Below are 22,160 nucleotides of genomic sequence, written 5' to 3' on the forward strand. Positions count from 1 at the left end.
TTATCGTGCTGCCATCAAAGTTCACCTGACCGGCTCCTGTTCCTGCATCTGCGACTACATCAAAACTTTCGACGAGTACGTCGCCATCAGTGGCATACAGTTCAATTGTTCCCGTTCCGGCATTTATAGCTTCACTGAAATTCAACTCAATGTTTGTTCGAACGGATATTCCGGTATCATCATCTGTTGGTGTTGAACCGGCTAATGTTGGCACACTTGTATCTTTAACAACTGTGTCGGTAACATCACTACTCTGATTCCCGGTCTGGTCGGTCAGGTACACAGTCAGCGTAAGTGTACCATCACCTAATCCGCTAACATCAACATTAGTAATGCTTTCTGAGGTTGTTCCACTAAATGTCCCTGATCCGGTAACAGTAGTTCCTCCTCCTGAGCTTGTAATTTCCCAGTTGTAATCTGCTCCATTTTCACCATCACTGATCGTAAACCCTGTATTTTCTTCGTTTGCTGAGTTTACAGGATCAGTATCCCAAGCTACTGAATATCCGGTTGGAGCAGTCGTGTCCAGGCTATAATCATCCTGATCTGTTCCATTTCCGCCGTCATTTCCAGCCGGATCAATGGCGTCATCAATGCTTACGATATAAGTTCCATCACCGTCATCGAATGCCTGGGTTACAGAGAGGGAATAAGTAAACGGCCCTGTTCCACTTTCGGTGAAATCACTTCTATCAAACACATATACATCCGTGGTATTTGATCCGTCAACGCTTACAGAGATATCCGAGTTTGATCCGCCCAATGCTTCATCGCTGTCAAAAGTAATTACCAGGTTACCTGAGCCATCATTTGATAAACTGACATTTGAAAGTGTTGGTGCTATTGCATCTTTAACCGCTGTGTCGGTGGCCGGGTTTCCTTCATTGCTTAGAGTATCTGTGAGCACGACACTTACCGTTAGTATTCCATCCGGTAATCCGCTTACATCAACATTTGTAATGCCTTCACTAGTGCTTTCAATTGTGCCGGTACTTGTTACGGATCCCGCCCCTCCATTGCTGGTAATGGTGTATTCATAATCCGCTCCAACTTCACCATCCGTGATTGTGAATGCCGCTGCATCGTCATTATTTGCGTTAATTGGATCTGTGTCCCAGGCAACGGTATAACCGGAAGGAGCTGTGGCATCAATGGTAAAACCTACCGCCGGACTTGTTCCTGTATTTCCAGCAGCATCGCTCGAAGTTGCTGTGACGGTATAGGTATCACTCCCGGTTATAGAAGAAGCATCATATGTCCAATCTTCATCAGTTGAATCAAAAGTGCCGTCTACTGCAATTGCACTCACCGTAGTCTGTCCGGATTGCCATGAACTTCCGTTCCAGTAGTATGAATCGGAATCTCTTTGAATTTCCAGCTCTACCCCTGTAACCCCGGCATTGTCCGTTGCGCCACCTGTAATATTGCTTATTGAGCTAACCACGTCACTGTCGGTCGGACTGGTAATGGTAGTAACAGGGTCGGTTGTATCGGGTCTGTTATTTGTAACCGCCTGATCAGTTAGTGATGAAGCATCGTTTTCAGAACCAGTATCCTGAGCCGGATTGCTTCCCGGTACTGTATAATCCAGTGTTACCGTTTCACCATATTCAATAGAAGTATCCAGTGTCAGGGTAATTTTATTTCCGGTTACATCAATAGCTGATGGCTCTTGAGTTCCGGTTCCACTTCCAACAATACTGTAAGTAGATGTAGCAGGAGAGGATGCTGTATCCAAGTTTTCATTATAAGTCAGAACAAGGGTTGAACCGTTTACTTCTGCAGTGGTGAGCGAAGGAGCTGTATTATCAATCGTCAACAAATTCGTTCCGGAATCACCGGCACTATTAGCGGCAATATCAGTTGCCGTTATCTGAATATCGTACGTATTCCCATCTACTAAACCACTGCCCGTTGTAGCATCGGGAGAGGAAAGATCCAGAGAAACAGTTTTCGTACTTCCGTCTGCGGCGTACCCGCTGTCATCAATATTGTAGGTTGCGGTGTTGGTTCCGTCATCAAAAACGATGGTTGCAGCATCTGGGTTTGCATCGGAATAGCTGTAACCAACATCCAAAGTTTGTACGTTATTAGTGCCGGAGCTTGCCCGCAACACAACAGCAGACGGCGAAACAAGGGTAACAGAAGCTGGTGCGTCATTATCTAAAGAAAGTGTGTATTGATCGGTAAGTGATCCATCGGCCCCGTCGTTTCCGGAAGAATCCAGCGCATCGTTCAGCGTTGCTGTGTACGTGCCATTGTCTCCATAGGCCTGAGTGACATTCAACGTGTAGGTAAAGGAACCCGACTCCGTAAATTGGCTTCTGTTGAAGGATTGAGAAAATGAAGATGGCCCGGTAACCGTAATCGCTATGTCACTTGCTGAGGCACCCAATTGCTTATCCGAATCAAAACTTAAGGTGATATTATCTGATCCGTCGTTCCCAAGGTTGAGGTTACTCAACACCGGAGGCTTAGCTTCGATATCGAAAGAAGCATTATATGGATCGGCGTTTGCCGCAGTAGCTTCAACGCTGATGGTATTTCCATTATCAGCTACATCTGTAGTATAAGTTATAGTGACTTCGCCGTTTGCATCGGTGGTACCTGAGGTTGAACTCAGGGTATTTGTTGCGCCTGATATCGAAAAGTTAACAGTTACCCCTTGTTCTAACTGAAAACCATCATCCAGTACTCTGAACGTAAGGGTCACCGTTTCTCCTCCACCATAAGGCACCGGATCCGGAGATATAGAAGATACCGACAAATAACGAACAGGATCGGAGATCACAGTCACCACATTGGAACTATCACTTTCTGTAAAACCAGTTTGTTGAGCCGTAGCAAAAATCTGAACCCCCGGCCTCATCAATTCACCGATTGTGCCTCCTCCCAATGCAGCATCAGAAGTATCTACGGGAAAGGATTTATTGTCAGCCGCTAAATCTCCATCAATATAAATTCTGATGTTTCCTGAACCAGAACCTGAAATAGCTCCATTTGTATTAGAGTTATTATCCAGTTGGGAATATTCGATCTCTTCATCAATTCCATTATAAATAGATGGCGCTGTACTTTCGCCTTGCTGAATGGTAACAGGGTCTGAAAGTGCACTAACCAATTCACCGCTGGACTGGGCAGTAGCAGTGATATCATTTCCGGCATCACCTGAAAGATCTACATTGGTCAAATCCCAGTTTCCAAATGCATCTGAAGTAGCCGTTCCTACCTCCGAACCATTCACATAAACCACAATGGACACATTTGAACCTTCACTGGTATATCCTGAAATAGTTACCCCGGTAGTATTCACATACTCTCCAACAATAACCGGCGCTAAGCTGGTATCCGGGTTTTCCGGTACAACGGTCACAATATTCGATTTTGGTGACAGCACCTCCCCATTCGCTGTATTTTCAGCTTTGGCATACACTTCTCCACCTGCAAAAAAAGTACCTCCACTCACTGAGATCGTCCAGTTGCCACTTCCATCAGCAGTGGTTGTTCCGATTTGAGTACCATCGTAATAGAGATTTACCGTTGATCCGGCTTCTGCCGTTCCACTCACATCTTGAGATAATGATGACTCTGTAATTTCTGAAGTAGTAATGACCGGAGCGTCAGTAACGGTAAGAGTTGACGCTGAGAATACAGCCTTTTCCGACTCACATTGACCAGTAAATTGTGCAGTAATCAATCTCCCTTCTACATCCTGACTTCTCAACTGATTTGCACCAGAGGTCGTTTGGTCTACAACAAATGCACCGGTATTTACATCAAGGCTAGTCATGGCAGCACTTACAATTGGGCTGTCCGCAGGATCCGTACTTGCATAAATGGTGCCGTCTGTATTATAAATTCTAATGGTAAGGTCAGATACAGTCAATCCACTTGGTACAGGAGAAACGGTTCCGTCTACAGACTTCCCTCCACCGGTAGCATTTACCGGAGCAGGACTACATTGCAAACCTGTTGCAAAAACGTTGTATTCATCGGTCTCCCCAGATATGCTTTTCCCATCTACATCTGCTTCGGCCTGAGCTTTTACTACTTGTCCCTCAGAAAGTGCTGAGACCGTTACAGACCATTCGTTATTTTGAACGGCATCCTCAAAAGTAGTTAGGACTCCATCAATATTAATAATGATATCGGTTCCGTCTGCCTCCACACTGGTACCGGAAATGGTCGTAGCACCTTCAACAAGAGGGGTAAAAACAGAGGGAACATTTGTAACGGATGCCCCAAAACCACCACCCCCTTCTGCAATATCATCTAAGGTAGTTGGTGGAGTGGCCTCAACAATATTCACCAATGCCTGAACCGGGTCTCTGAAGTTTGAATCATTTACTCCGTTTATATCAGACAGGGTTCCCGTAATTCCACTTTGTGCTCTGGTAATGGTAGCCATAGCAGCCCTGAATTCTGTGCTGCTTGGATTAAAAGTAAAACCACTGATAGCACTTTCTATTTCTGAAATGGGAACATAAAAATCATAGAAGTAACCATTTGACCCTGTTACTGAAGTGTATGAAATCGATTTCTGAAAATGTTGTCCTTCTGAGAGTGTCGTTTCTAAAGTAGATATCCCTCCATTTAATGAATAGATCGAGATGCCTTTGCCGGTTTCCAAAACTATTTCAAATTGAAACCCGGGATTTGAACTTGTAAAATTCGCACCTTTTGGGCCAAATGCGTTAAAATCAGTGTTGAAGAAGAAACTATATCCTTTAGAAGCGGTTGACTGATCTCCTATTCTGACTCTGAATAATAAATTGGACCCATCATATGACATAAAAGCGGCAGCTTGATTGGTATTATCAGAGCCAACTAAATCAGTATGTCCTCCCCCTGCTCCTGTTCGCACATCTTTAACGGGTTCTAATTGCAAAACTGGCAAACCGAAATAAGAAATCTCACTTTCCCCTACATCATTGAATTGAAACCCAGAACTCGTTTCTGAAACAAACCCATCTCCGTTTGGATCCAATACCAATCTTCCACTACCCTCTGCAGATTTAAATATCAACCCCGAAGTCTGCCCTAAAGCATCCACCCAACACTAATAGTAGGAATGCACAGACCGAAACAAAGGCATACTTTCCTTTGAATTTATTTAGAAAAAAGCCAATAAGGTGTTGATTGTATTCCAACTGCATGTAAAATCGACTATTCGTTATTTGAATTTTTTGTTGCCGGTACCAGGAATGCATCTTCTAATCCCCGGATCTTTTGAATTTCTTTTAGCTTACTCATAGCATTTTCTACCTTGTGGTAGACCGGAGTCAAAATCGTGTAACCATTGCCCTCACTGCCCGACTCAATAGTGAGTTTTATATCTAACTGTTTGCTAACACGATCCTCAAATACCCTTGCTTTTTCTTTGTTTTTGAGTATCCCCAGTTGCACCCTAAAGCCATAGTGAGGAACCAAGGCTGTTCGCTGTGAGTAGTTTGGATTCAGCTCTTTTTCCACAAAAATAGGCAGCGACTCTGTATAAGGATTAAAAGTCTCAATGCGGTCAGGGGTAATTCCAAAATGAATAAGGTCTGCCTTGATCTTCTCCGCGCGTGCCTTATCAAGTTCACGATAGATGGGCCGTTCGTACCCCTCGGCATTTATGGTCGCAATGTATAAGCTTAGTCCTTCATTTTGTTCGAGCAAACTGGCCGTCTCTTTTAACCGGTGGTAGCTGACTTCCGGGTTCTGAAATTTCAACCAATCAAATGAGAAATAGCGTGTTAAATAAAGGGGTTTTGCAATTTCAAAGGGAATTTCAGCATCAACCGGTTCCATGCTTTGAACGGTGATGGCTGAATCCCGCTGGGTGAATAGCACTCTTCGGTTTTTGGCACGGCCTTCATCGGTTTCATTTTCTGCAACCGGACGGCTATCTCCATACCAGGAGTAATCCATGCTTCTGTAATCTACCCCGGCTTCCACAAAAGCCAGCCATACGGCCCGTGCGCGACTTTCCGAGATCATTTGGTTAACTGCGTCGGTTCCGGTAGCACTGGCATGACCGTACATCATCAAAGGCGCATCTGCGCTGAATTCAAATACCTGGGAAACCAGTCCGATCCATTCCCGGTCTTCTGAAGAGATATTGGATGAAAGCAGATCGAATTGAACATTGCGGTTATTCAATTTTGCGATCACCATATTATTGGTTTCCTGAGGTTTCAACTGAGCAGGCGGCAAGGGTACGCTTTGAATGGAATACATGGTTGGAGGGATATAGGGCTTCGGTTCCGGCTTGCTGCGTTCGAAATCAATCCCTATCGAAAGCCCCCAGTAACTTTTAGGCACATCATAACTGTTGAACTTGAGCATCGACAGTGTTTGATTGTATCCGGCACTCAGGTTCAAACTGGCACCCGCTTCCAAAGGAAGTTCAATTCCAAAACCAATAGGGATAAACGGAGCCAATCCTCCTTTAAAATCCCAAAATGAGGAGGTTGGCAACGCATTTCCCATCTCTTGAGTCAGCGGATCTTCCGGGGCTACAACTTCTAAGGGCTTGCTGTACAAAACACCTGCACCCACGTACACAAATAAATTGCTTCGTTTTCCAAAAAGTGAGGGTTCCGGAGAATTGAACAGCCTTGATAAATGCTCCCCAAAACGATACTCAACCGGCGTAAGCTGACTTCTGTACCCCAAACCGGATATGATACCCGATGAAATACTGAACTCTCCAAAACGGTCTGGCCGGAAGCTGTGCTTATTATAAAGCCTGAAGTAATAATTCAGTCCGGTGTCATTGAATTGCGTATATCCCTGATGCATACCAATTTGGAGTCCCGGTTTATCCAGGAACATCTCCTTAAACTTTTGGGCATGAACCTGCCCATTGGTACATATCAGAACCAAAATAAAAGTAGTAAGTAACCTCACATGTATGTATTAAAAGCCAACGTTTTTCGTATTAACCCGCGCCAATGATACCAAACCCTTCCTATTCAGCCCATTATAATGGGCCAACGTATCTTTAGTTTTTTTAATGAAATATTTTTAATCAATCGCTGATCAACATCCACTGAATAACCTGCTCTGATATTCATCCATCATCCGGTTTGGCACCAAGTAATGTTTTTTGCTTAAACCACCTGGAGAGCAGATTTTTTCTAAAGCGAACAAAAGTCGCATTTATTAGGCTTACTTTCTATGAAATAATAGATTTATAAGAAAGCCTAACCTTTATGAGAAGCCTTTAATATTTTGAGCCCTATACTTTTAACCGGAACCTGATAATGGGTTTCTGACTGAGAGATATGCCCTGTTCCCTTAAACTTATTTACCGGCTAAAAGAACTTGCAGATCCATTAAATTATTTCCGGTTGGCCCCGTTTTGATGAGCGTCTTCATTTGTTTGTGAAAAGCGTACGAATCAAAGTTTTGAAGATAATCTTCCGGCTCAAGCTTCTTCTTACGTGCTGAAAGAGTGGTTTGAGAGTTCACAATAGCACCGGCAGCATCGGTTGGGCCGTCCACTCCATCGGTTGCAAGACTAAGCAAGGACACCGGATGTTGCCCTTCCAACGATATGGCCGCTGTTAACGCCAAATGTTGATTTCGCCCGCCTTTTCCCTTTGTGGACTTTACATTCACCGTACTTTCCCCAAAATAAACAGAAGCGGCCGGGGACTTACGGCTCCCCTTTTTTCCCAATATTGAAATAGCATCACCACATATCTTCTTAGAAATTGCGGTCACTTCCATGTCATAAGCCTGATCCTCAACCTCAACATTAAACCCTTTTTGACTGAGCCATTCCCCTGTATTATCTGCCAGTGTTTTAGCTCCGGAGACCAGATGATGTTGATGATGTTTCCAATCAGTATCCTCTTTTTGTGGATTCTCAGGAATATCTCCGTGCAGTCCCTTTGATATATGAATTCGAACAGCATGCGGTACTTTATCCCATAGCTGATACTTCTTAAGGATATGAAAGGCATCTCTGTACGATGAATTGTCCGGAACGGTAGGACCGCTGCCTATCACTTCCGGGATATTCCCGGGTACATCAGAAAGAAGAACGGAAATCAGTTTATGCCCGGAAAGGAGAGCCCCAAGCTTACCGCCGCCTACATCGGAAATGTGCTTTCGAACGGTATTGATCTCTTCAATGGATGCTCCCGAATTTAACAGGGTTTCGTAGGCGGTACTCATTTCCTCAAGTTCTATTCCTGCAGGCAGAATGCAAAACAGGGACGAAGCTCCTCCTGAGAGACAAAAAATCACGGTGTCTTCTTTGGGGATATTTGAAGCAAGCTGCCATAATTCATATGAAGCGGACAACGAATCTTCATCCGGATAAGGATGACTTCCTTTGAACACCTGTACCCGATCAGTCTCATCAGATACTTCATTGCTGATGATCATCCCATCCTTCACCCGATCCCCGAAAAAACGCTCTGCCTGTAAAGCCATCTCCACCGATGCCTTCCCTGCCCCCAGGATCCATATATCTCCGGCCGTTTCAAGTTTTGCGAGCACCGGTTTCAGGTTCAGGTCAAACAGGTACCCTGCCTGAATCTCTTCAACCAGTTCTTCTAAAATTTGATGCTGTTTATCAAGTTCTGCGCTCATCTGCAGCTTGTTTTTTTAAGGTGAATGCCAACGGAACCAATCCCAATGAACAAAGCGGGTTCATATATCTAATCAAGAAATCGGTAAGTGAGATCATCTGCAAGCCGATCAGGTTGGTCATCATAAAAAATAAAAGTGACAACGCCCCGGTTGCAAATTGAATAAGGATCAAAATGTAAAAGTATCTGGATTTAGCCTGTATAGCCAGCAGGCCTGTCAGGGACAATAAAAAGTGCAGCCCAAAAGGTACCGTGAAATATATCTCATCGAGCTGATTGCCCTGACTTATGAGGATATGATTGGTAACCGAATTTCCATCCCCTTTAAAATTTAATTCCGGGTGCTGACTTACTACCGTTTCTGCGGCCGGATGAAAAATCCTCTCGTTGATCACTCCCCGGGCGGGACGAAGAATAAAGAAATAACCGGTTATAACTATTATTATCAATGCAAAACGCAATCCGTAATCACGCATGTGCAGCTGTTCTTTTAGGGGTAAAGTTGGTGTCTGCAAAGTTCACCCATATCATCCACAACAGAAAAATGACGATATAGAATATTGCTGTCGTGGAATAGTCATGTGTAAAATCAAAGAATTCTGGCCACATGGCCTGGGTTACCACCAAAGTCATTATACGGGCGATATTAACCAGGTAGATCACCCCAATGCCCACCACACAAAAACTGAGACGATTTTTAAAATCTCCGGGATACGACAAGATAAAACCAAGGAAAAGTCCCATTGCGGCAATACCGTTACACCCATTCACGATCTCCACACCGGGGTATTCACCGATTCCGATGATACGGTTTACCGCAAAAACCTCGAACCCAAGCCACTCAAGGATACCCGCGCTGGTTCCTATGATATTCAGGGATAGCCAGCGATCGAGTGAGCCATCAGGAAGCAGCCACAGCTCATAAAGCATGTACCAGCCCGCAAATATCAACAGTGCCTTTAGAACAAATTTGACGATAGGTGATCTTATGTCCATTCCATTATTATCATTGATTTGTCAGGATTCCTAAAATACACCCTTTTGTTTTTTTATAAACCCTTTTCTTAGAAATTTAAAGACCTAAAAAAAGCGACTCAATGAGCCGCTTCTTATACTTCTTCCTTCGAGGTTCGGTGATGGATCTTTGATGTTCTAATCGCCGGCCATTTTCATAAGCTGGTCGTAGGCTTCCTGAGAACGTTCCAGCAGGTCTTCCAACTCTTCAGGAAAAGGTTCGTTTTTAGATTTATATGCTCGAAACCCGGTAGAACGGTGGACGTTATGGTACCAGTATTTTGCCCAAACGCCATCTTCTTTTCGGGGCCCGGCCGGCCATCTCAACATAGATTCATCAAATGGAATCCCAAGTGTTCCGCAAAGTTCACGCAGCCGGGATTGCGGATATTGAAGTATATCCTTGGAATCAACTATGATCGGTTTTTTATCAATGGACCTAAGGTATTGCACAACTTCCAGGTGTTTTTCGTAGCCTACATCCTGCATGGTTGGATTCGGGACCTGTTTAGCATAAGACGGAAGCATATCTTTGGGCGGCCGCGTAAGTATGATATTGACCGTGTCTTCCATGAACGACCAATCCAAATTCACCAGGTGGTGTGTCATGTTCTTAAAAAAAGCTATAGGGGTGTCGTAGTCGCCGAGAATAACGTCTTCCACTACCTTTTGCCCGTCATTCTCCTGGCTTTCCATTACTTCATCGGCGCCAGGGTGATAGTCTTTAGCATCTGTATTTGCCAGATAATGAGCATACAAAGGTTCATCCACAACCGTGGTATCCTCCCGTTGTGCAAAGGCATACATCAGCGCCGTTGAAATATTACGTGGACCGCTCCACAAACAAATTCGTTTTGTCTTTAACATGTATTTATTCTTTATGATTGATGAACGTCTCGATGGCTTCACCTTCATTTCATTAAACTTATCAGCCGGTCGAAACGAGATTTATATTCTTAATGAAACAATCAAGCTTTTGCCCTGATAACTTCAGCTTCAATAGCCTGATCGTATAATGATTGCAATCTTCGGGTCATGATGCCCGGTACTTTTTCAGCAAGAACCCTGCCATCTACCCGGGTTACCGGAGTTAAACCGCCAAAACTACCGGTTACAAAAGCTTCATCCGCATCATAGACATCAAATAAAGAGAAATTCTTTTGATAACACGGAATCCCCGCATTATCACATACCTCTATCACTTTGGCACGAGTGATCCCATTCATACAGTATTGCCCTGTAGAAGTCCATACTTCTCCATTTTTCACCATAAAAAAGTTGGTGGCGTTACAGGTTGAGACAAATCCGTTGATGTCCAGCATCAAAGCCTCATCGGCTCCTGCTTCCAGCGCCTGAATAAGTGCCTGAACTTCGTGCAGCTTACTGTGGCAGTTCAACCGGGGATCCAGGTAATCGGGTGAGCCCCGACGAATGGTACTGGTAAACAAACTGACACCACGATCCCTGCTTTCCGGGTCGGCTTTTTTGTATTCTGCGATGATCACTAAATTAGGCCCGCTGATCGTCAGCCTTGGATCTTGCGAAGGCGTTTTCTTAATGCCTCTGGTAAACATCAACCGGACGTGAACTCCATCTTGCATGTCGTTCGCCTTAAGAGTTTCCCAAATCTTTGCGGTGATTTCTTCGCGGGTCATGCCAAGATCCATACCAATCGCCTTCGCTCCCTGAAATAGCCGGTCGTAATGTTCCTTCAGAAACACTAATACACCGTTGTGAAGGCGAAAACCTTCCCAAACGCCATCTCCGACCAAATAGCCGCTGTCGAATACTGATATTTTCGCCTCATTCCGGGGAAGCAGTTCACCGTTCACGTAGATCAGAACGTCTTCATTTCGCGGGTCTTCCACCGCATTATGTGTGCCGTGCGTCATAAATTTATTTGTGATGATTGCACCCAAATAAAAGAAAATTACGACACGGTTGCGAATTTCTTTGTTTAGCGGCTTTGAGAAAGGGTTTTACCCGTTAATAGCAGGTTACTACTCCTCAAAGACCAGCGCTTCCGGATCGGCTCCAAGTTCTTTCAGGTACCCCATAACTGACTCGTTGAATGGCATAGGCCCACACACATAAAAGGGCTGATCGAAATCATCGATCTGTGATGCGAGAAAGTCCTTGTCAATGAAACCGTCCAGGAATATATGATCCCCCTTGGGTTTCTCATCGGTGATCACATTTACAAATTGATCCCCAAGCATTGTTTCAAACTCATCCTTCAGAATTATGTCTTTCTCCGTCTTGTTGGAAAAAATGAGCTTATTCCCACTGATCTTACCTTTCTTATAAAGATCGCGCAGTATAGCGATGAAAGGCGTGACACCGGCTCCACCGGCCAAAAAGACTCCTTCTCCCTTATATTGAATGGTTCCCCAGGGCTCATCAATAATAAGGGAATCTCCGACTTTCAGCTTACCGATCTGCTCGGTCACACCGTCGTGATCGGGGTACACTTTGATCACAAATTGCAAATGGTCTTCATCGTTCAAAGAAGTGAATGTGAAAGGACGTTTTTCATCCCGCCAGCCCTCTTTATCGATAGCGACTTCTGTAGCCTGACCCGGTTCAAATTCAAATCCTTCCGGTTTTTCGAATGTGATCTTGCGTACGTCGTGTGTTACTTCTTCAATGTCTGTGATTTTCAGTGTATGTGCCATAATTTTATCTTATTTGATCTTCTATCATACATACAAAAATCACCGTAAAAGCATTCAATAACTATTACTTTGAAATGCTTTTTGATCGATACCCTTCCAGGTTTTTACGAGCCTGCTGCTGTACTTTTTTCTGTAAAAAAGGGGACCATCCCAAAACAATTCCTGAAAAACCAAGCGCTTGCCTGCACCAGCGGTAAAAATCAAACCGGTCGTGATGGCGGATGATCAATCCATCTTTAAACAAAAAATTCGCGTTGATTACATTATGAACTTTTCTTCCGGTACTTGAGAAAAGATAGTATGCTTCTATTTGGGCTGAACCGGACTTATCATCAGCCTCAAGTACCTTAAAACTCATCTCAAACTCACGTGCCCCGTTACACAACATGCCCCACATTCCTGCAATTTCATCTTTGGAATCAAGCTTAAAAATCGGATCCTCGAAAGTAGCTTCGGGGTGATAGCAACTCAGCATCATTTCCGCATCCAAATTTTGGAGACCGGTGTAAAGTTTTTGGATGCTTTTTTTATTTTGATGCATAAGCCAGGAATTATTTAAAATTAGATGTCTACATCAATTTATTATCGCCACAAAGTTTCACCAAGAACTATCAATTCTCTTTTTGTATCTGTGAGGCTGTCAGAATGTGCTTAATTAGTTCTATCCAACAATTTCCTAACCCAAAAACTTAGCAGTCCCGCACCAATCACCACCAGGCTTCCCACTAAGGTGTACAATGGCCAGGCAATGGCAAGTCCTTCTCCGGGCAGGATGTTTTGGATGGGCCCTTGCACCATAAAAAGCAAGGAAATCAATCCACAGAAAAAGCCGATGACTGCATCGGTTTTGTTGGGCTTTGAAAAGAACATTCCCAGTAGAAAAGTCCCCAGTAAACCGCCGTACGTGTAGGAGGCAATGCCCAGCCCCAGTTCTACAATGGCAGGCCGTTCGCCTCCCTCCAGCTGCAGCACGGCAAAAAATACGGCCGACACGCTTAGAATGATGCCCCAGCCCAAGGTAAATTTTCGAGACATGGCGAGATCATCTGCCTCAGAGTTTCCTTTACCGAAATAGGGTTTATAAAGATCGTAAGTGGTGGATGAGGCCAGGGAATTCAACGAGGAACTCAGGCTGCTCATTGCGGCTGCAAACAGGGCGGCTACGATCAGTCCCGATATCCCAACAGGCAGTTCTTGTACGATGAATTTGGCGAAGATCTCGTCTGTGGTGGCTAATCCGAGAGCTTCTGCAGAAAGTCCCTGGTAAAACATGTATAACAACAATCCGATGGCCAGGAACAGCCCAAACTGAAACATCACAATGATACCGCTCCAGATCATGGCCTTTTGGCCGGCTTTTAAATTACGGGTGGCTAATACGCGCTGCACCAATAATTGATCGGTGCCGTGGGATGCCAGCGAAAATACCGCCCCGCCAACTACAGCTGTGATCAGCGTGTAGGGTTGTGCAATGAAGTCTTTGAAACTGTGATCGAAACCGAGGTCAATGTGTTGTAATTTTTCGGCCGGCAGCTCAAATCCGCCGGGCATGTTTCCGATCAAAACCCCGATGGCAATAAAAGCCCCTCCTATGTAGACGATCATTTGTACAAAATCCATCCAAACCACCGCCTTTATCCCTCCAAAAAAGGTATAGATCAAGGTGATCGCGGAAATCAGGATAATGGAGAAAACATATACTTCCAGATCGCCCCAGCCGGCAAAGGCGCCTCCCAGCCGTAAAATAATGGCAAGTGGGATCGCTGTTGCAAATAAACGCACGCCGTCTGCCAGCAAGCGCGTTACCATGAATGTGGTACTGGCTACATTTCGCATGGAATCTCCAAAGCGGTGCTCAAGAAAGGTATAGGCGGTATGGAGATCCCCTTCATAGTACTTCGGCAGAAAGTACAGGGCTACTACCGTCCGCCCGATGATATACCCAATGGTGATCTGCAGAAAAGTAAGGTTTCCCCCATAGGCCACAGAGGGAATGCTGATAAAAGTTAAGGTACTTGTTTCGGTAGCCACAATAGAAAAAAGTACGGCCCACCAGGGAATGCCTTCTCCTCCTAAAAAATAATCCTTTGTGGAGGTCTGTTTGCCTGAAGCCCGCAAACCTAAGAAGGCAACGCTTATCAAATAAACGACAATGACAATGTAATCGACCGGAGAAAACTCCATATTAAGGCCAGGTTTTAGTTAGTGGATGTGCTTCAGTATTGAGTACATATTTATCGGGATCGAGAACATTTTCCTCAGCAAAAAGCAGATATGCATATTTCAATGTTTCCGCCAAAAAGAAGCTTTGCATAGCATCTTTTTGTTCTTTGGTTCGCACATCTTCCAGTTCGGCATAACCGATATCGGTTTTACAATATTCGATCAGGCTTTGGAACATTACTTTTCCCATTTCAAGATATTTTGCATCTCCTGTAGCACCATACAGATAATAGGCAGATTCCAGGTTCTCAGGCCGAAGAAAGTATGCATCGGATAATATTTCCATATTGACGTAGTCTATCGCTTCCGGTTCAATGCCGGTGAGCTGCCACATCTTGAAATTGGATTCCTGAAGTTCTTTGGCCAACTCAATTTGGTCAGCCAACACCAAAAGTCCCGGCATAAATGCATCCAAAGCACCGTAGTGTGTTCTGGTTCGTTCACCGGTGTACATATCGGCGTATCCATACCATGTCCCCGACTCTACCCGATCCAGCAAATAGGTATTGACCGCAGGAATGGAAGCTTCCCACATGGTCAAAAAGTCTTTGTCTTCAAACAGCAGCCAGGACTTGAGCAGGTATTCATAGTAGGAGTCGATCCGACCGCTGATATGCGATTCCGTGTTTTGCCATTCACCCGTTTCAACGTCAATGGTAGTTCCCACAAGCCCGATCTCAGATCGTTTATTGAAAAGAGCCTGAACAGCATTTTTGGCTTTCGTGTAGAATTCCGGGTTCCCGGTAAGTTTACTGAGGGAGCCAAATTCAAGCATCAAAGTTCCGATCTCTGCAGGATTATTTACCGGCCATTCTGTTTCGCCGGTACGCAGGTTAACACGCACATAAGGCATTCCCGTGGGAGAATCGAAGGCGGGAAGCAGCCTGTTGCCCAAGTCCTCGGCAAGGGTTAAGAACCGTTCGTCTCCATCCATTTGGTAGGCAGAAAGTAACCCGCCCAAAAGACGAATATTGACCTCAAAAACCTGCACGAATATATCCTGATCGAAATTTAAGCTTTCAAATATTAGTTCTTTGGTTTCTTCTGCTTCTTCTTCCATTCCCATAAGCAGCATGGTATCAAAAGCATCTACGGGTGTCATCACAAATGAAGTGTCGTACCAATTTCTGTAAGAGCCCGAAAGCGGTAAAAGCTCATCTTCACCCCAGGCATATTGCTTATATCCATTCCAGGTATGCCGGAATTCGGCTTTTACCTGCTCTGCCATCGCTTCCTTTTCCGATTTATGATTCTTCTCACAACCAAAGATCAACAGAGAAAGAAAAATTACTCCGATATACGTTTTCATGATGCTATCTTTTTGGAGGTCGGCTGTTACTGCCAATTGCCCAGTTTTTGTTTGGGCTATTTCCCATTTTGAAAACCAATGCCCCACCATTCATAATTTTTTTATGTGTTATATAGCTTTTGGAAAGGGGTTTTCCGTTCAGCTCTGCGGACTGAATGTAGATATTTTCTTTGGAAAGATTTTGGGCCTCTATAGTGAAAGCTTTATTGCGCGGAAGCGAGATCACGGCTTTTTCAATTATCGGTGTACCGACCACATAGATCCCATTGGCAGGATTCACAGGATACAGGCCCAACGCACTGAACACGTACCAAGCTGACATCTGACCCGCATCTTCGTTTCCGCTCAGTCCATCCGGCTCCGTAGTATACAGGCTATCCAAAATTTGCCGTACCCGGTATTGTGTTTTCCAGGGTGTGCCGGCATAGTTGTATAGATAAGCAATATGATGACTGGGCTCGTTACCATGTGCATACTGCCCTATCATTCCCGAGATATCTGGTGAGATATCTTCTCCGGTGATCCGGGATGGCATCTCAAACATGGAGTCGAGTCGGGCGACAAAAGAAGCATCACCTCCCATACGGTCTATCAAAGCATCCACATTGTGGGGTACGAACCAACTGTGTTGCCAGGCATTTCCCTCAGTATAATCCGTGGAGTGACGATGGGTTGAACGCAACGGATCGAAGGGTTCTGTCCATTTCCCATCTTTTGTTTTACCCCGCATAAACTTTGTATCGGGATCGTATAGTGCTTTCCAGTAATTCGATCGTCTTTCAAAATACTTATGATCCTCATCTTTGCCCAGCAAGCGGGCCATCTCAGCAATACACCAGTCATCGTAGGCATATTCAAGTGTTTTAGTCACCGATTCTACCCCCAATTCGGACGGGATATACCCATATTGTCTGTACAAGTCACTGTCCCTTTGGTCTTGCATCGCACTTGCTTTCATAGCTTCGAAGGCAAGTTCGGCATCAGAACCGCGAAATCCTTTTTGATAGGCATCCAGAATCACAGGAATGGCATGATAGCCCGTCATTGTATTGGTCTCGTTTCCATGCAGTTCCCAAACAGGCAAAAATCCGGTTTCCTTATAAAAGTCCAGCATGGTCTTGATCAGGTCATTAACTCGATCTGCATCAGTGATAGTTAGCAGAGGATGCTGCGCTCTGAAAGTATCCCACAATGAAAAAACAGAATATCGGTTGCTTTCGGGATTATTATAGATCTTCTGGTCACCGCCCCGGTATGAACCGTCTGCATCCGAATAAAGGACGGGAGCCAACTTAGTATGATATAGTGCCGTATAAAACTTCGTCTTTGTTTCCCGGTCTGCTTTAATCGTAATCTTGTCCAGCTCCTTTTGCCATTTGATCTCCGCAGCATAACGTGTTTCTTCAAAATTCCAGCCTTCTAAAGTTGAAAGATTAAGCAGAGCCCCTTCCTCACTTACAGCCGAAATAGCTACTTTAGCCAATATTTTTTCCCCACGATTTTTAAAATGCAGTTTTACCAAGATCTCATTGGCTTTTGCTTGATCTCCTATGGATTTTAGCACGGAATCAACCACTGCTCCCTCAAAATCAAAAGGTTCTGAGAATTGCATCGCAAAATAAAGATACTGATCAGCTGCCCAACCCGATGACATTCGATATCCTGAGAGTGTGTTTGCATCAACCCTTCGAATGAGGGTCGAATCAGGGTGGTCCCAGTTCACCGAAAAACCCAGATCAATGAGCAGGGATCGGTCTTCAAAATCAGGATAGGTAAAGCGATACATTGCCACCCGTTCTGTAGCTGTCATCTCAGCATTAATATCATAAGCATTGAGCAATACGCTGTAATATCCCGGAACAGCTTTTTCCAGATCATGACTGAAAGCAGAAGCGTAAAACCTTCTCCCATCTTTTCTTCTGGATGCTGAAAGATCTATTTCACCATTTACCGGTTGAATGAGGATATCGTTTAGATCCCCTATACCGGTTCCGCTGAGATGGGTTTGTGTAAAACCGCTGATGACACTGTCCGAATAGTGATAACCGGATACCCAGTCCCAGCCGTTTGTCCCGTTTACGGGGCCGGGTTGGATCATCCCGAAAGGAACCGTTGCCGAGGGATGTGTATGTCCGTGCCCGCCGGTTCCAATGAACACATCCACGAAGTTGTTCGGATTTTGGAAATTGGAACAACCTGCAAGAAACATCATCATCAAAGCAGACCACATCAATTTACCGGATGAGGACTTTAGGCCTGCAAGATTTGATGATGTCTTCATTTTTCCAGGAATTCTACAAATTTTTGAACCGCTCTGCCCCGGTGGGAGATCTTGTTTTTAGTGGAACTGTCTAATTCCGCGAATGTAAGTTCATATCCTTGCGGACGAAAAACCGGATCGTAACCAAATCCTTTTTCCCCTTTTTTTGATGTTAGGATCTCCCCCTTGCATACTCCTTCAAAGGTAAATTCTTCGGTGCCCTTTACTAATGCAACCACGGTTCGAAACTGAGCAGAGCGGACGGTTTTCCCCTCCATCTCGGAAAGCAGTTTTTCGAGATTATCCTTATAGCTTGCATCTTCGCCGGCATAGCGGGCCGAAAAAACACCGGGGGCTCCATCAAGGGCATCCACTTCCAGTCCGGTATCATCGGAAAGAGCAGGAAGCCCCGTTTCAGCTGACACATATCGGGCTTTTTTAAGTGCATTTCCCTGCAGGGTTTCCCGATCTTCTTCTACTTCTTCAAGATCCGGAAAATCATGTGTAGACAATACCTGAATCCCCAATGGTTTCAGGATCTGCTGCATTTCCTCAATTTTATGGGGATTTTGAGATGCTATAACCAGTTTCTTCAGTTTCATAAGCGCTTTCTTGGAAATAACTTATAGTACATGTTTATGCCACTTCCGATCGTCAGGAGTGCATTCAATGCCGTGAAAACCGGATCTTCCGTGATCACTGAATAAATGGTCAGCAACAAACTGGAAGAAAAATACATAATGATGAAAGCTATGTTCATCTCCGTCTTCCCGGCTTTTAATGTATCCAATGTTTGGGGAATCCAGGCGGCAACTAAAATTCCGAAACCTGCCCATCCTAAAAATTCAATTCCTGTCATAGATCCTTTACTTCAATTGGTGTAATAATTCCTGAACTTCGTGCCATTTTAACCGGGGTCCATATTGAGATACGATCTTAGACCCCGCCAGGCTGGCCAATTTTCCGGAGTTGGCAAAGCCTAATCCATTGGTGATCCCATACAAAAAAGCACCGGCAAACATATCGCCGGCACCGTTGGTATCTACGGCTTTCACCTCATAAGGCTCAATGTCGATGAAAGTATCTCCGTCAAAAATCATAGCTCCGTTCTTTCCCTGGGTGATCACAAATCTTTTTGCCTCTTGCTTCAGTTCTTCCCGTGCTTCCATCAGGTCGTCTTTTCCGGTGAAGGCTTTCGCTTCCTGTTCGTTACAGAACAAGAGATCCACCGAAGCGCCGATCACTTCTCTAAAATTATTCTTAAAGATTTCAACAATGGAAGGATCCGAAAGTGTGATTGCCGTGTTCACATTATTTTCTTCAGCCACTTTTTTAGCGTGTTTCATGGCTTCCAGTCCATCTTCAGCGGCAACCAGATAACCTTCCAGGTACACAAATTCGGAATCCTTAATGGCGCGTTCGTCTACTTCATTCACTGAAAGTCCGGATGAGATCCCTAAAAACGTATTCATGGTGCGGTCGGCATCTTCGGTGATCATTACCAGGCATTTTCCGGTGATACCTTCTTCCCTATCCTGACGGTCAAAGTTAGTCGGGATACCTGCTTCTTCCATATCCTTCAGGTAAAAGTCCCCGAATTCATCGTTGGCCACTTTGCAGGAATAGAACGCCTTTCCGCCAAATTGGGAAACAGCGATCACCGTATTTGCAGCCGACCCTCCCGATTTCTTGTTTGTATTGTTGTGATCGATCGCAGAGATAAGCCTATGCTGGGTTTCTTCATCCACCAGTGTCATCAGGCCTTTTTTAACTTCATGCTTTGCCAAAAAATCGGGATCCACCCGGAATTCAAGATCTACCAGGGCATTACCGATGCCGTACACATTATATTTTTTTGTCATATATCGTTCTGTCACTTACATCGCTTTGCGGCATGCAAGTTCATTCATTTCTTTTTTTTGAAATTAGCGGCCTAAAAGTACGGACATACCGTCTTCTTTAAAAACCATCCAACCAGCTTAACTTTTTTGTTGAAGAATTTCTGAGCATACATAAAAAAAGCCGTTACCCTATTCAGAGTAACGGCTTTGGTTTGGGGTACAAAAACTTTAGTGAACGATGATCGGATCTGCATCTCCGTCAGGATCGCCATTCACGGTGCCATCCGTGCTTGCATTACCAAGCAACAGCACCCCTGCGGCATGCGGAGAAGCCATGGAAGTTCCGCTAATGGTATTGTAACCACCATCTTTCCATGTTGAACTCACACTTACACCCGGTGCAGCATAATCAACCGGAGGATTTCCATAATTTGAGAAATAAGCCCAGTCGTCGTTGCTGTCCATCGCAGAAATAGTGTAGATATTGGACCCGTTTACACGTGCAGGTGATGAGTTGTTGGCATCTTCACCTTCATTTCCTGCTGCAAGCGCAAATTTAATTCCATTGGATGCAGCTGCTAATACGGCATCATCCAGAGCTTGCGAGGTTGGACCACCCAAACTCATGTTAGCAACATCGCCATTCGAACCGTTGGCTCCCACATGATCCACTCCGGCAATAACCCCTGAGTAAGATCCGCTGCCACGGCTATCCAGCACTTTTACCGGAATCACCGTTGCGCCGGCAGCCACACCAATTACGCCTTCGCTATTATCGAGAGCAGCAATCGTTCCGGCTACGTGAGTACCATGTCCATTGCCATCATCAAGGCTTTTTCCATCTCTTCCGCTTGTAAAGGCATTGAATCCTCTGGAAGCATCAACATTCAGGTCCGGATGATCCAGATCAATTCCGGTATCGATAACCCAGGCAACATTACTTCCGGTGTAGCTTACACCTCCATTCACACGGGTAATTCCATAGGGAGTAGACTGAGATCCTCCTCCACCATCACCGGGATCTTCACAGGCACCTCCATTTGGAGTTCCACATGGGGGCGCAAAGATCACAATTCTGTCTTCCTCTATATAGGAAACATTTTCATCGTTTTTGAGCTTTTCCAACTGCCCGTCATTAAGCTTGGCGGTAAAACCGGCAATGGTATTGTTGTAGGTATTCAGCACATTCTCTTCTGATACCTCAGCTCTTTCCAACACTTCTGCCCTTACCTGGGCGATCTGCATCTTATTACCAACTTTAAATTTACCGGTAGGGCTGTCTTTCATCACCACGGTGTACTGTCCCTCAATGGTCTTATTCTGATTAACCGGTTCGTCTTGTGAAATGTCGTTTACGTTTTGACATCCTACAACTGCCAACATTAGCACTAATGTTCCGGTAGTCAATTTTGTAATTATACTTTTCATAAATATGAATGATTGTGTTTTTGTTTCTATTATACCCAGATGAATGAGGCGAGATAAGCTTGAAGCAGAATACCGACCTTTACCCTAAAGAAATGGATGTAACTTGGCGGTATTTTCTGCTGATTTTTTAGCATTATCTGTTAATAACAGTGATAAAGAGGCATTTTGTTACAAAATAATTTTCACAAATATTTACAAAAACGGTTAAATCACTCTCTCCCAGGAAGAAAGGCGCAAAGAAAAATGGCCCCCTTTCCCATCAATGGAAACAATAGCCCCCGAAATTATGAACCGGCCAATGACGATTTTCGAAACAGCAGTGTTTTGGTACCTGTCATTACCTGGAAAGAAGAACTGGAAGTACTTTTCACGCTGCGAACCAAGACTATCAATCACGGCGGACAACTTAGTTTTCCGGGTGGCGGCAAAGAAGGAGATGAAACCATCGAAGAGACCGCACTCAGGGAAGCGCAGGAAGAAATTGGCTTGCACCCCCAATTTGCAGAGGTACTTGGAAGGCTGACTCCGCTTTATGTCGGTCATTCCGACAATATGGTAACCCCTGTAGTGGCTTTATTGACCGAAAAGCAGGAATTCACCCGTAACCCTAACGAAGTGGATGAGATCATCACGGTTCCGCTTCGGGATTTTATCTCTAACCAACTCTTGATCACTGAAGAATGGAAACTGCGCGATGTTCCTTACAAAGTTCCTTTTTGGGATATACACCACGTTCCACTTTGGGGTGCCACAGCCATGATGATGAGTGAGTTTGTGGAGATTACCCGTGATTTTTTTACAGAATAGCTGTCAGCTTTCAAG

17 protein-coding genes (1 of these 17 only partly in view) are annotated in these 22,160 nt (G+C 44.6%); 1 reads left to right on the plus strand and 16 read right to left on the minus strand.

What is annotated here, in order from left to right:
* The 16 genes from B151_RS0106080 to B151_RS0106165 all read right to left on the minus strand — a co-directional run.
* Positions 1 to 5,026, minus strand: the 5' end (the start) of a protein-coding gene (locus B151_RS0106080; RefSeq protein ID WP_020402721.1) for a YDG domain-containing protein. It extends 22,250 nt beyond the left edge of the window; only the first 5,026 of its 27,276 coding nucleotides appear in the window; the start codon lies at positions 5,024 to 5,026; the stop codon falls past the left edge of the window.
* A gap of 140 nt (positions 5,027 to 5,166) precedes the next feature.
* The gene (locus B151_RS0106090) at positions 5,167 to 6,894 is read right to left on the minus strand and encodes an OmpA family protein (protein WP_157470704.1); all 1,728 of its coding nucleotides are present in this window, start codon (positions 6,892 to 6,894) and stop codon (positions 5,167 to 5,169) included.
* A gap of 396 nt (positions 6,895 to 7,290) precedes the next feature.
* The gene (locus B151_RS0106095; RefSeq protein ID WP_020402724.1) at positions 7,291 to 8,589 is read right to left on the minus strand and encodes a glycerate kinase type-2 family protein; all 1,299 of its coding nucleotides are present in this window, start codon (positions 8,587 to 8,589) and stop codon (positions 7,291 to 7,293) included.
* Positions 8,573 to 9,064 carry a hypothetical protein gene (locus B151_RS0106100; RefSeq protein WP_020402725.1) on the minus strand — a complete coding sequence of 164 codons (492 nt, stop codon included), beginning with the start codon at positions 9,062 to 9,064 and terminating at the stop codon, positions 8,573 to 8,575. Before B151_RS0106100 ends, B151_RS0106095 begins: the two co-directional genes overlap by 17 nt.
* The gene (gene xrtX, locus B151_RS0106105) at positions 9,057 to 9,584 is read right to left on the minus strand and encodes an exosortase X (RefSeq protein ID WP_020402726.1); all 528 of its coding nucleotides are present in this window, start codon (positions 9,582 to 9,584) and stop codon (positions 9,057 to 9,059) included. Before xrtX ends, B151_RS0106100 begins: the two co-directional genes overlap by 8 nt.
* A gap of 156 nt (positions 9,585 to 9,740) precedes the next feature.
* Positions 9,741 to 10,469, minus strand: a complete 729-nt coding sequence (locus tag B151_RS0106110) for a sulfotransferase-like domain-containing protein (protein ID WP_020402727.1) — start codon at positions 10,467 to 10,469, stop codon at positions 9,741 to 9,743.
* 101 nt (positions 10,470 to 10,570) lie between these two features.
* Positions 10,571 to 11,494 carry an aminotransferase class IV gene (locus B151_RS0106120; protein WP_020402729.1) on the minus strand — a complete coding sequence of 308 codons (924 nt, stop codon included), beginning with the start codon at positions 11,492 to 11,494 and terminating at the stop codon, positions 10,571 to 10,573.
* A 108-nt stretch (positions 11,495 to 11,602) separates the two neighbouring features.
* Positions 11,603 to 12,277, minus strand: a complete 675-nt coding sequence (locus tag B151_RS0106125) for an FAD-binding oxidoreductase (RefSeq protein WP_020402730.1) — start codon at positions 12,275 to 12,277, stop codon at positions 11,603 to 11,605.
* Positions 12,278 to 12,341: 64 nt separating this feature from the next.
* Positions 12,342 to 12,818, minus strand: coding sequence for a nuclear transport factor 2 family protein (locus tag B151_RS0106130; protein ID WP_020402731.1), 477 nt, complete (start codon positions 12,816 to 12,818; stop codon positions 12,342 to 12,344).
* A gap of 110 nt (positions 12,819 to 12,928) precedes the next feature.
* Positions 12,929 to 14,461 (minus strand): sodium:solute symporter, encoded by a 1,533-nt coding sequence (locus B151_RS0106135; RefSeq protein ID WP_020402732.1) that lies wholly within the window; start codon positions 14,459 to 14,461, stop codon positions 12,929 to 12,931.
* 1 nt (position 14,462) lies between these two features.
* Positions 14,463 to 15,809: a glycoside hydrolase family 47 protein gene (locus B151_RS0106140; RefSeq protein WP_020402733.1), complete on the minus strand. Its 1,347-nt coding sequence runs from the start codon at positions 15,807 to 15,809 to the stop codon at positions 14,463 to 14,465.
* Between the two features lie 4 nt (positions 15,810 to 15,813).
* The gene (locus tag B151_RS0106145) at positions 15,814 to 18,090 is read right to left on the minus strand and encodes a GH92 family glycosyl hydrolase (RefSeq protein WP_020402734.1); all 2,277 of its coding nucleotides are present in this window, start codon (positions 18,088 to 18,090) and stop codon (positions 15,814 to 15,816) included.
* A complete protein-coding gene (rdgB, locus tag B151_RS0106150; protein ID WP_020402735.1) occupies positions 18,087 to 18,671 on the minus strand; it encodes an RdgB/HAM1 family non-canonical purine NTP pyrophosphatase in 585 nt (194 codons plus the stop codon). The genes B151_RS0106145 and rdgB overlap by 4 nt, the downstream gene beginning before the upstream one ends.
* Complete coding sequence (locus B151_RS0106155; protein ID WP_020402736.1) at positions 18,668 to 18,928, minus strand: PQ-loop domain-containing transporter; 261 nt, start codon at positions 18,926 to 18,928, stop codon at positions 18,668 to 18,670. The genes rdgB and B151_RS0106155 overlap by 4 nt, the downstream gene beginning before the upstream one ends.
* A gap of 7 nt (positions 18,929 to 18,935) precedes the next feature.
* Complete coding sequence (locus B151_RS0106160) at positions 18,936 to 19,931, minus strand: adenosine kinase (protein WP_020402737.1); 996 nt, start codon at positions 19,929 to 19,931, stop codon at positions 18,936 to 18,938.
* Between the two features lie 207 nt (positions 19,932 to 20,138).
* A complete protein-coding gene (locus tag B151_RS0106165; protein WP_020402738.1) occupies positions 20,139 to 21,338 on the minus strand; it encodes a S8 family serine peptidase in 1,200 nt (399 codons plus the stop codon).
* A 243-nt stretch (positions 21,339 to 21,581) separates the two neighbouring features.
* Here B151_RS0106165 and B151_RS0106170 point away from each other — a divergent pair, with 243 nt between their 5' ends.
* The gene (locus B151_RS0106170) at positions 21,582 to 22,145 is read left to right on the plus strand and encodes an NUDIX hydrolase (protein ID WP_020402739.1); all 564 of its coding nucleotides are present in this window, start codon (positions 21,582 to 21,584) and stop codon (positions 22,143 to 22,145) included.
* Positions 22,146 to 22,160: the final 15 nt, after the last annotated feature.

This window comes from Gracilimonas tropica DSM 19535 (assembly GCF_000375425.1).
Classification (GTDB): domain Bacteria; phylum Bacteroidota; class Rhodothermia; order Balneolales; family Balneolaceae; genus Gracilimonas; species Gracilimonas tropica.

What these genes read in the sequence shown, in the direction of transcription:
- B151_RS0106140 (WP_020402733.1), bottom strand. Translation starts at nt 15,809, where the DNA reads ATGAAAACGTATATCGGAGTAATTTTTCTTTCTCTGTTGATCTTTGGT.
- rdgB (WP_020402735.1), bottom strand. Translation starts at nt 18,671, where the DNA reads ATGAAACTGAAGAAACTGGTTATAGCATCTCAAAATCCCCATAAAATT.
- B151_RS0106165 (WP_020402738.1), bottom strand. Translation starts at nt 21,338, where the DNA reads ATGAAAAGTATAATTACAAAATTGACTACCGGAACATTAGTGCTAATG.
- B151_RS0106100 (WP_020402725.1), bottom strand. Translation starts at nt 9,064, where the DNA reads ATGCGTGATTACGGATTGCGTTTTGCATTGATAATAATAGTTATAACC.
- B151_RS0106170 (WP_020402739.1), top strand. Translation starts at nt 21,582, where the DNA reads ATGGCCCCCTTTCCCATCAATGGAAACAATAGCCCCCGAAATTATGAA.
- B151_RS0106095 (WP_020402724.1), bottom strand. Translation starts at nt 8,589, where the DNA reads ATGAGCGCAGAACTTGATAAACAGCATCAAATTTTAGAAGAACTGGTT.
- B151_RS0106130 (WP_020402731.1), bottom strand. Translation starts at nt 12,818, where the DNA reads ATGCATCAAAATAAAAAAAGCATCCAAAAACTTTACACCGGTCTCCAA.
- B151_RS0106110 (WP_020402727.1), bottom strand. Translation starts at nt 10,469, where the DNA reads ATGTTAAAGACAAAACGAATTTGTTTGTGGAGCGGTCCACGTAATATT.
- B151_RS0106125 (WP_020402730.1), bottom strand. Translation starts at nt 12,277, where the DNA reads ATGGCACATACACTGAAAATCACAGACATTGAAGAAGTAACACACGAC.
- B151_RS0106155 (WP_020402736.1), bottom strand. Translation starts at nt 18,928, where the DNA reads ATGACAGGAATTGAATTTTTAGGATGGGCAGGTTTCGGAATTTTAGTT.
- B151_RS0106135 (WP_020402732.1), bottom strand. Translation starts at nt 14,461, where the DNA reads ATGGAGTTTTCTCCGGTCGATTACATTGTCATTGTCGTTTATTTGATA.
- B151_RS0106145 (WP_020402734.1), bottom strand. Translation starts at nt 18,090, where the DNA reads ATGAAGACATCATCAAATCTTGCAGGCCTAAAGTCCTCATCCGGTAAA.
- B151_RS0106120 (WP_020402729.1), bottom strand. Translation starts at nt 11,494, where the DNA reads ATGACGCACGGCACACATAATGCGGTGGAAGACCCGCGAAATGAAGAC.
- B151_RS0106160 (WP_020402737.1), bottom strand. Translation starts at nt 19,931, where the DNA reads ATGACAAAAAAATATAATGTGTACGGCATCGGTAATGCCCTGGTAGAT.
- xrtX (WP_020402726.1), bottom strand. Translation starts at nt 9,584, where the DNA reads ATGGACATAAGATCACCTATCGTCAAATTTGTTCTAAAGGCACTGTTG.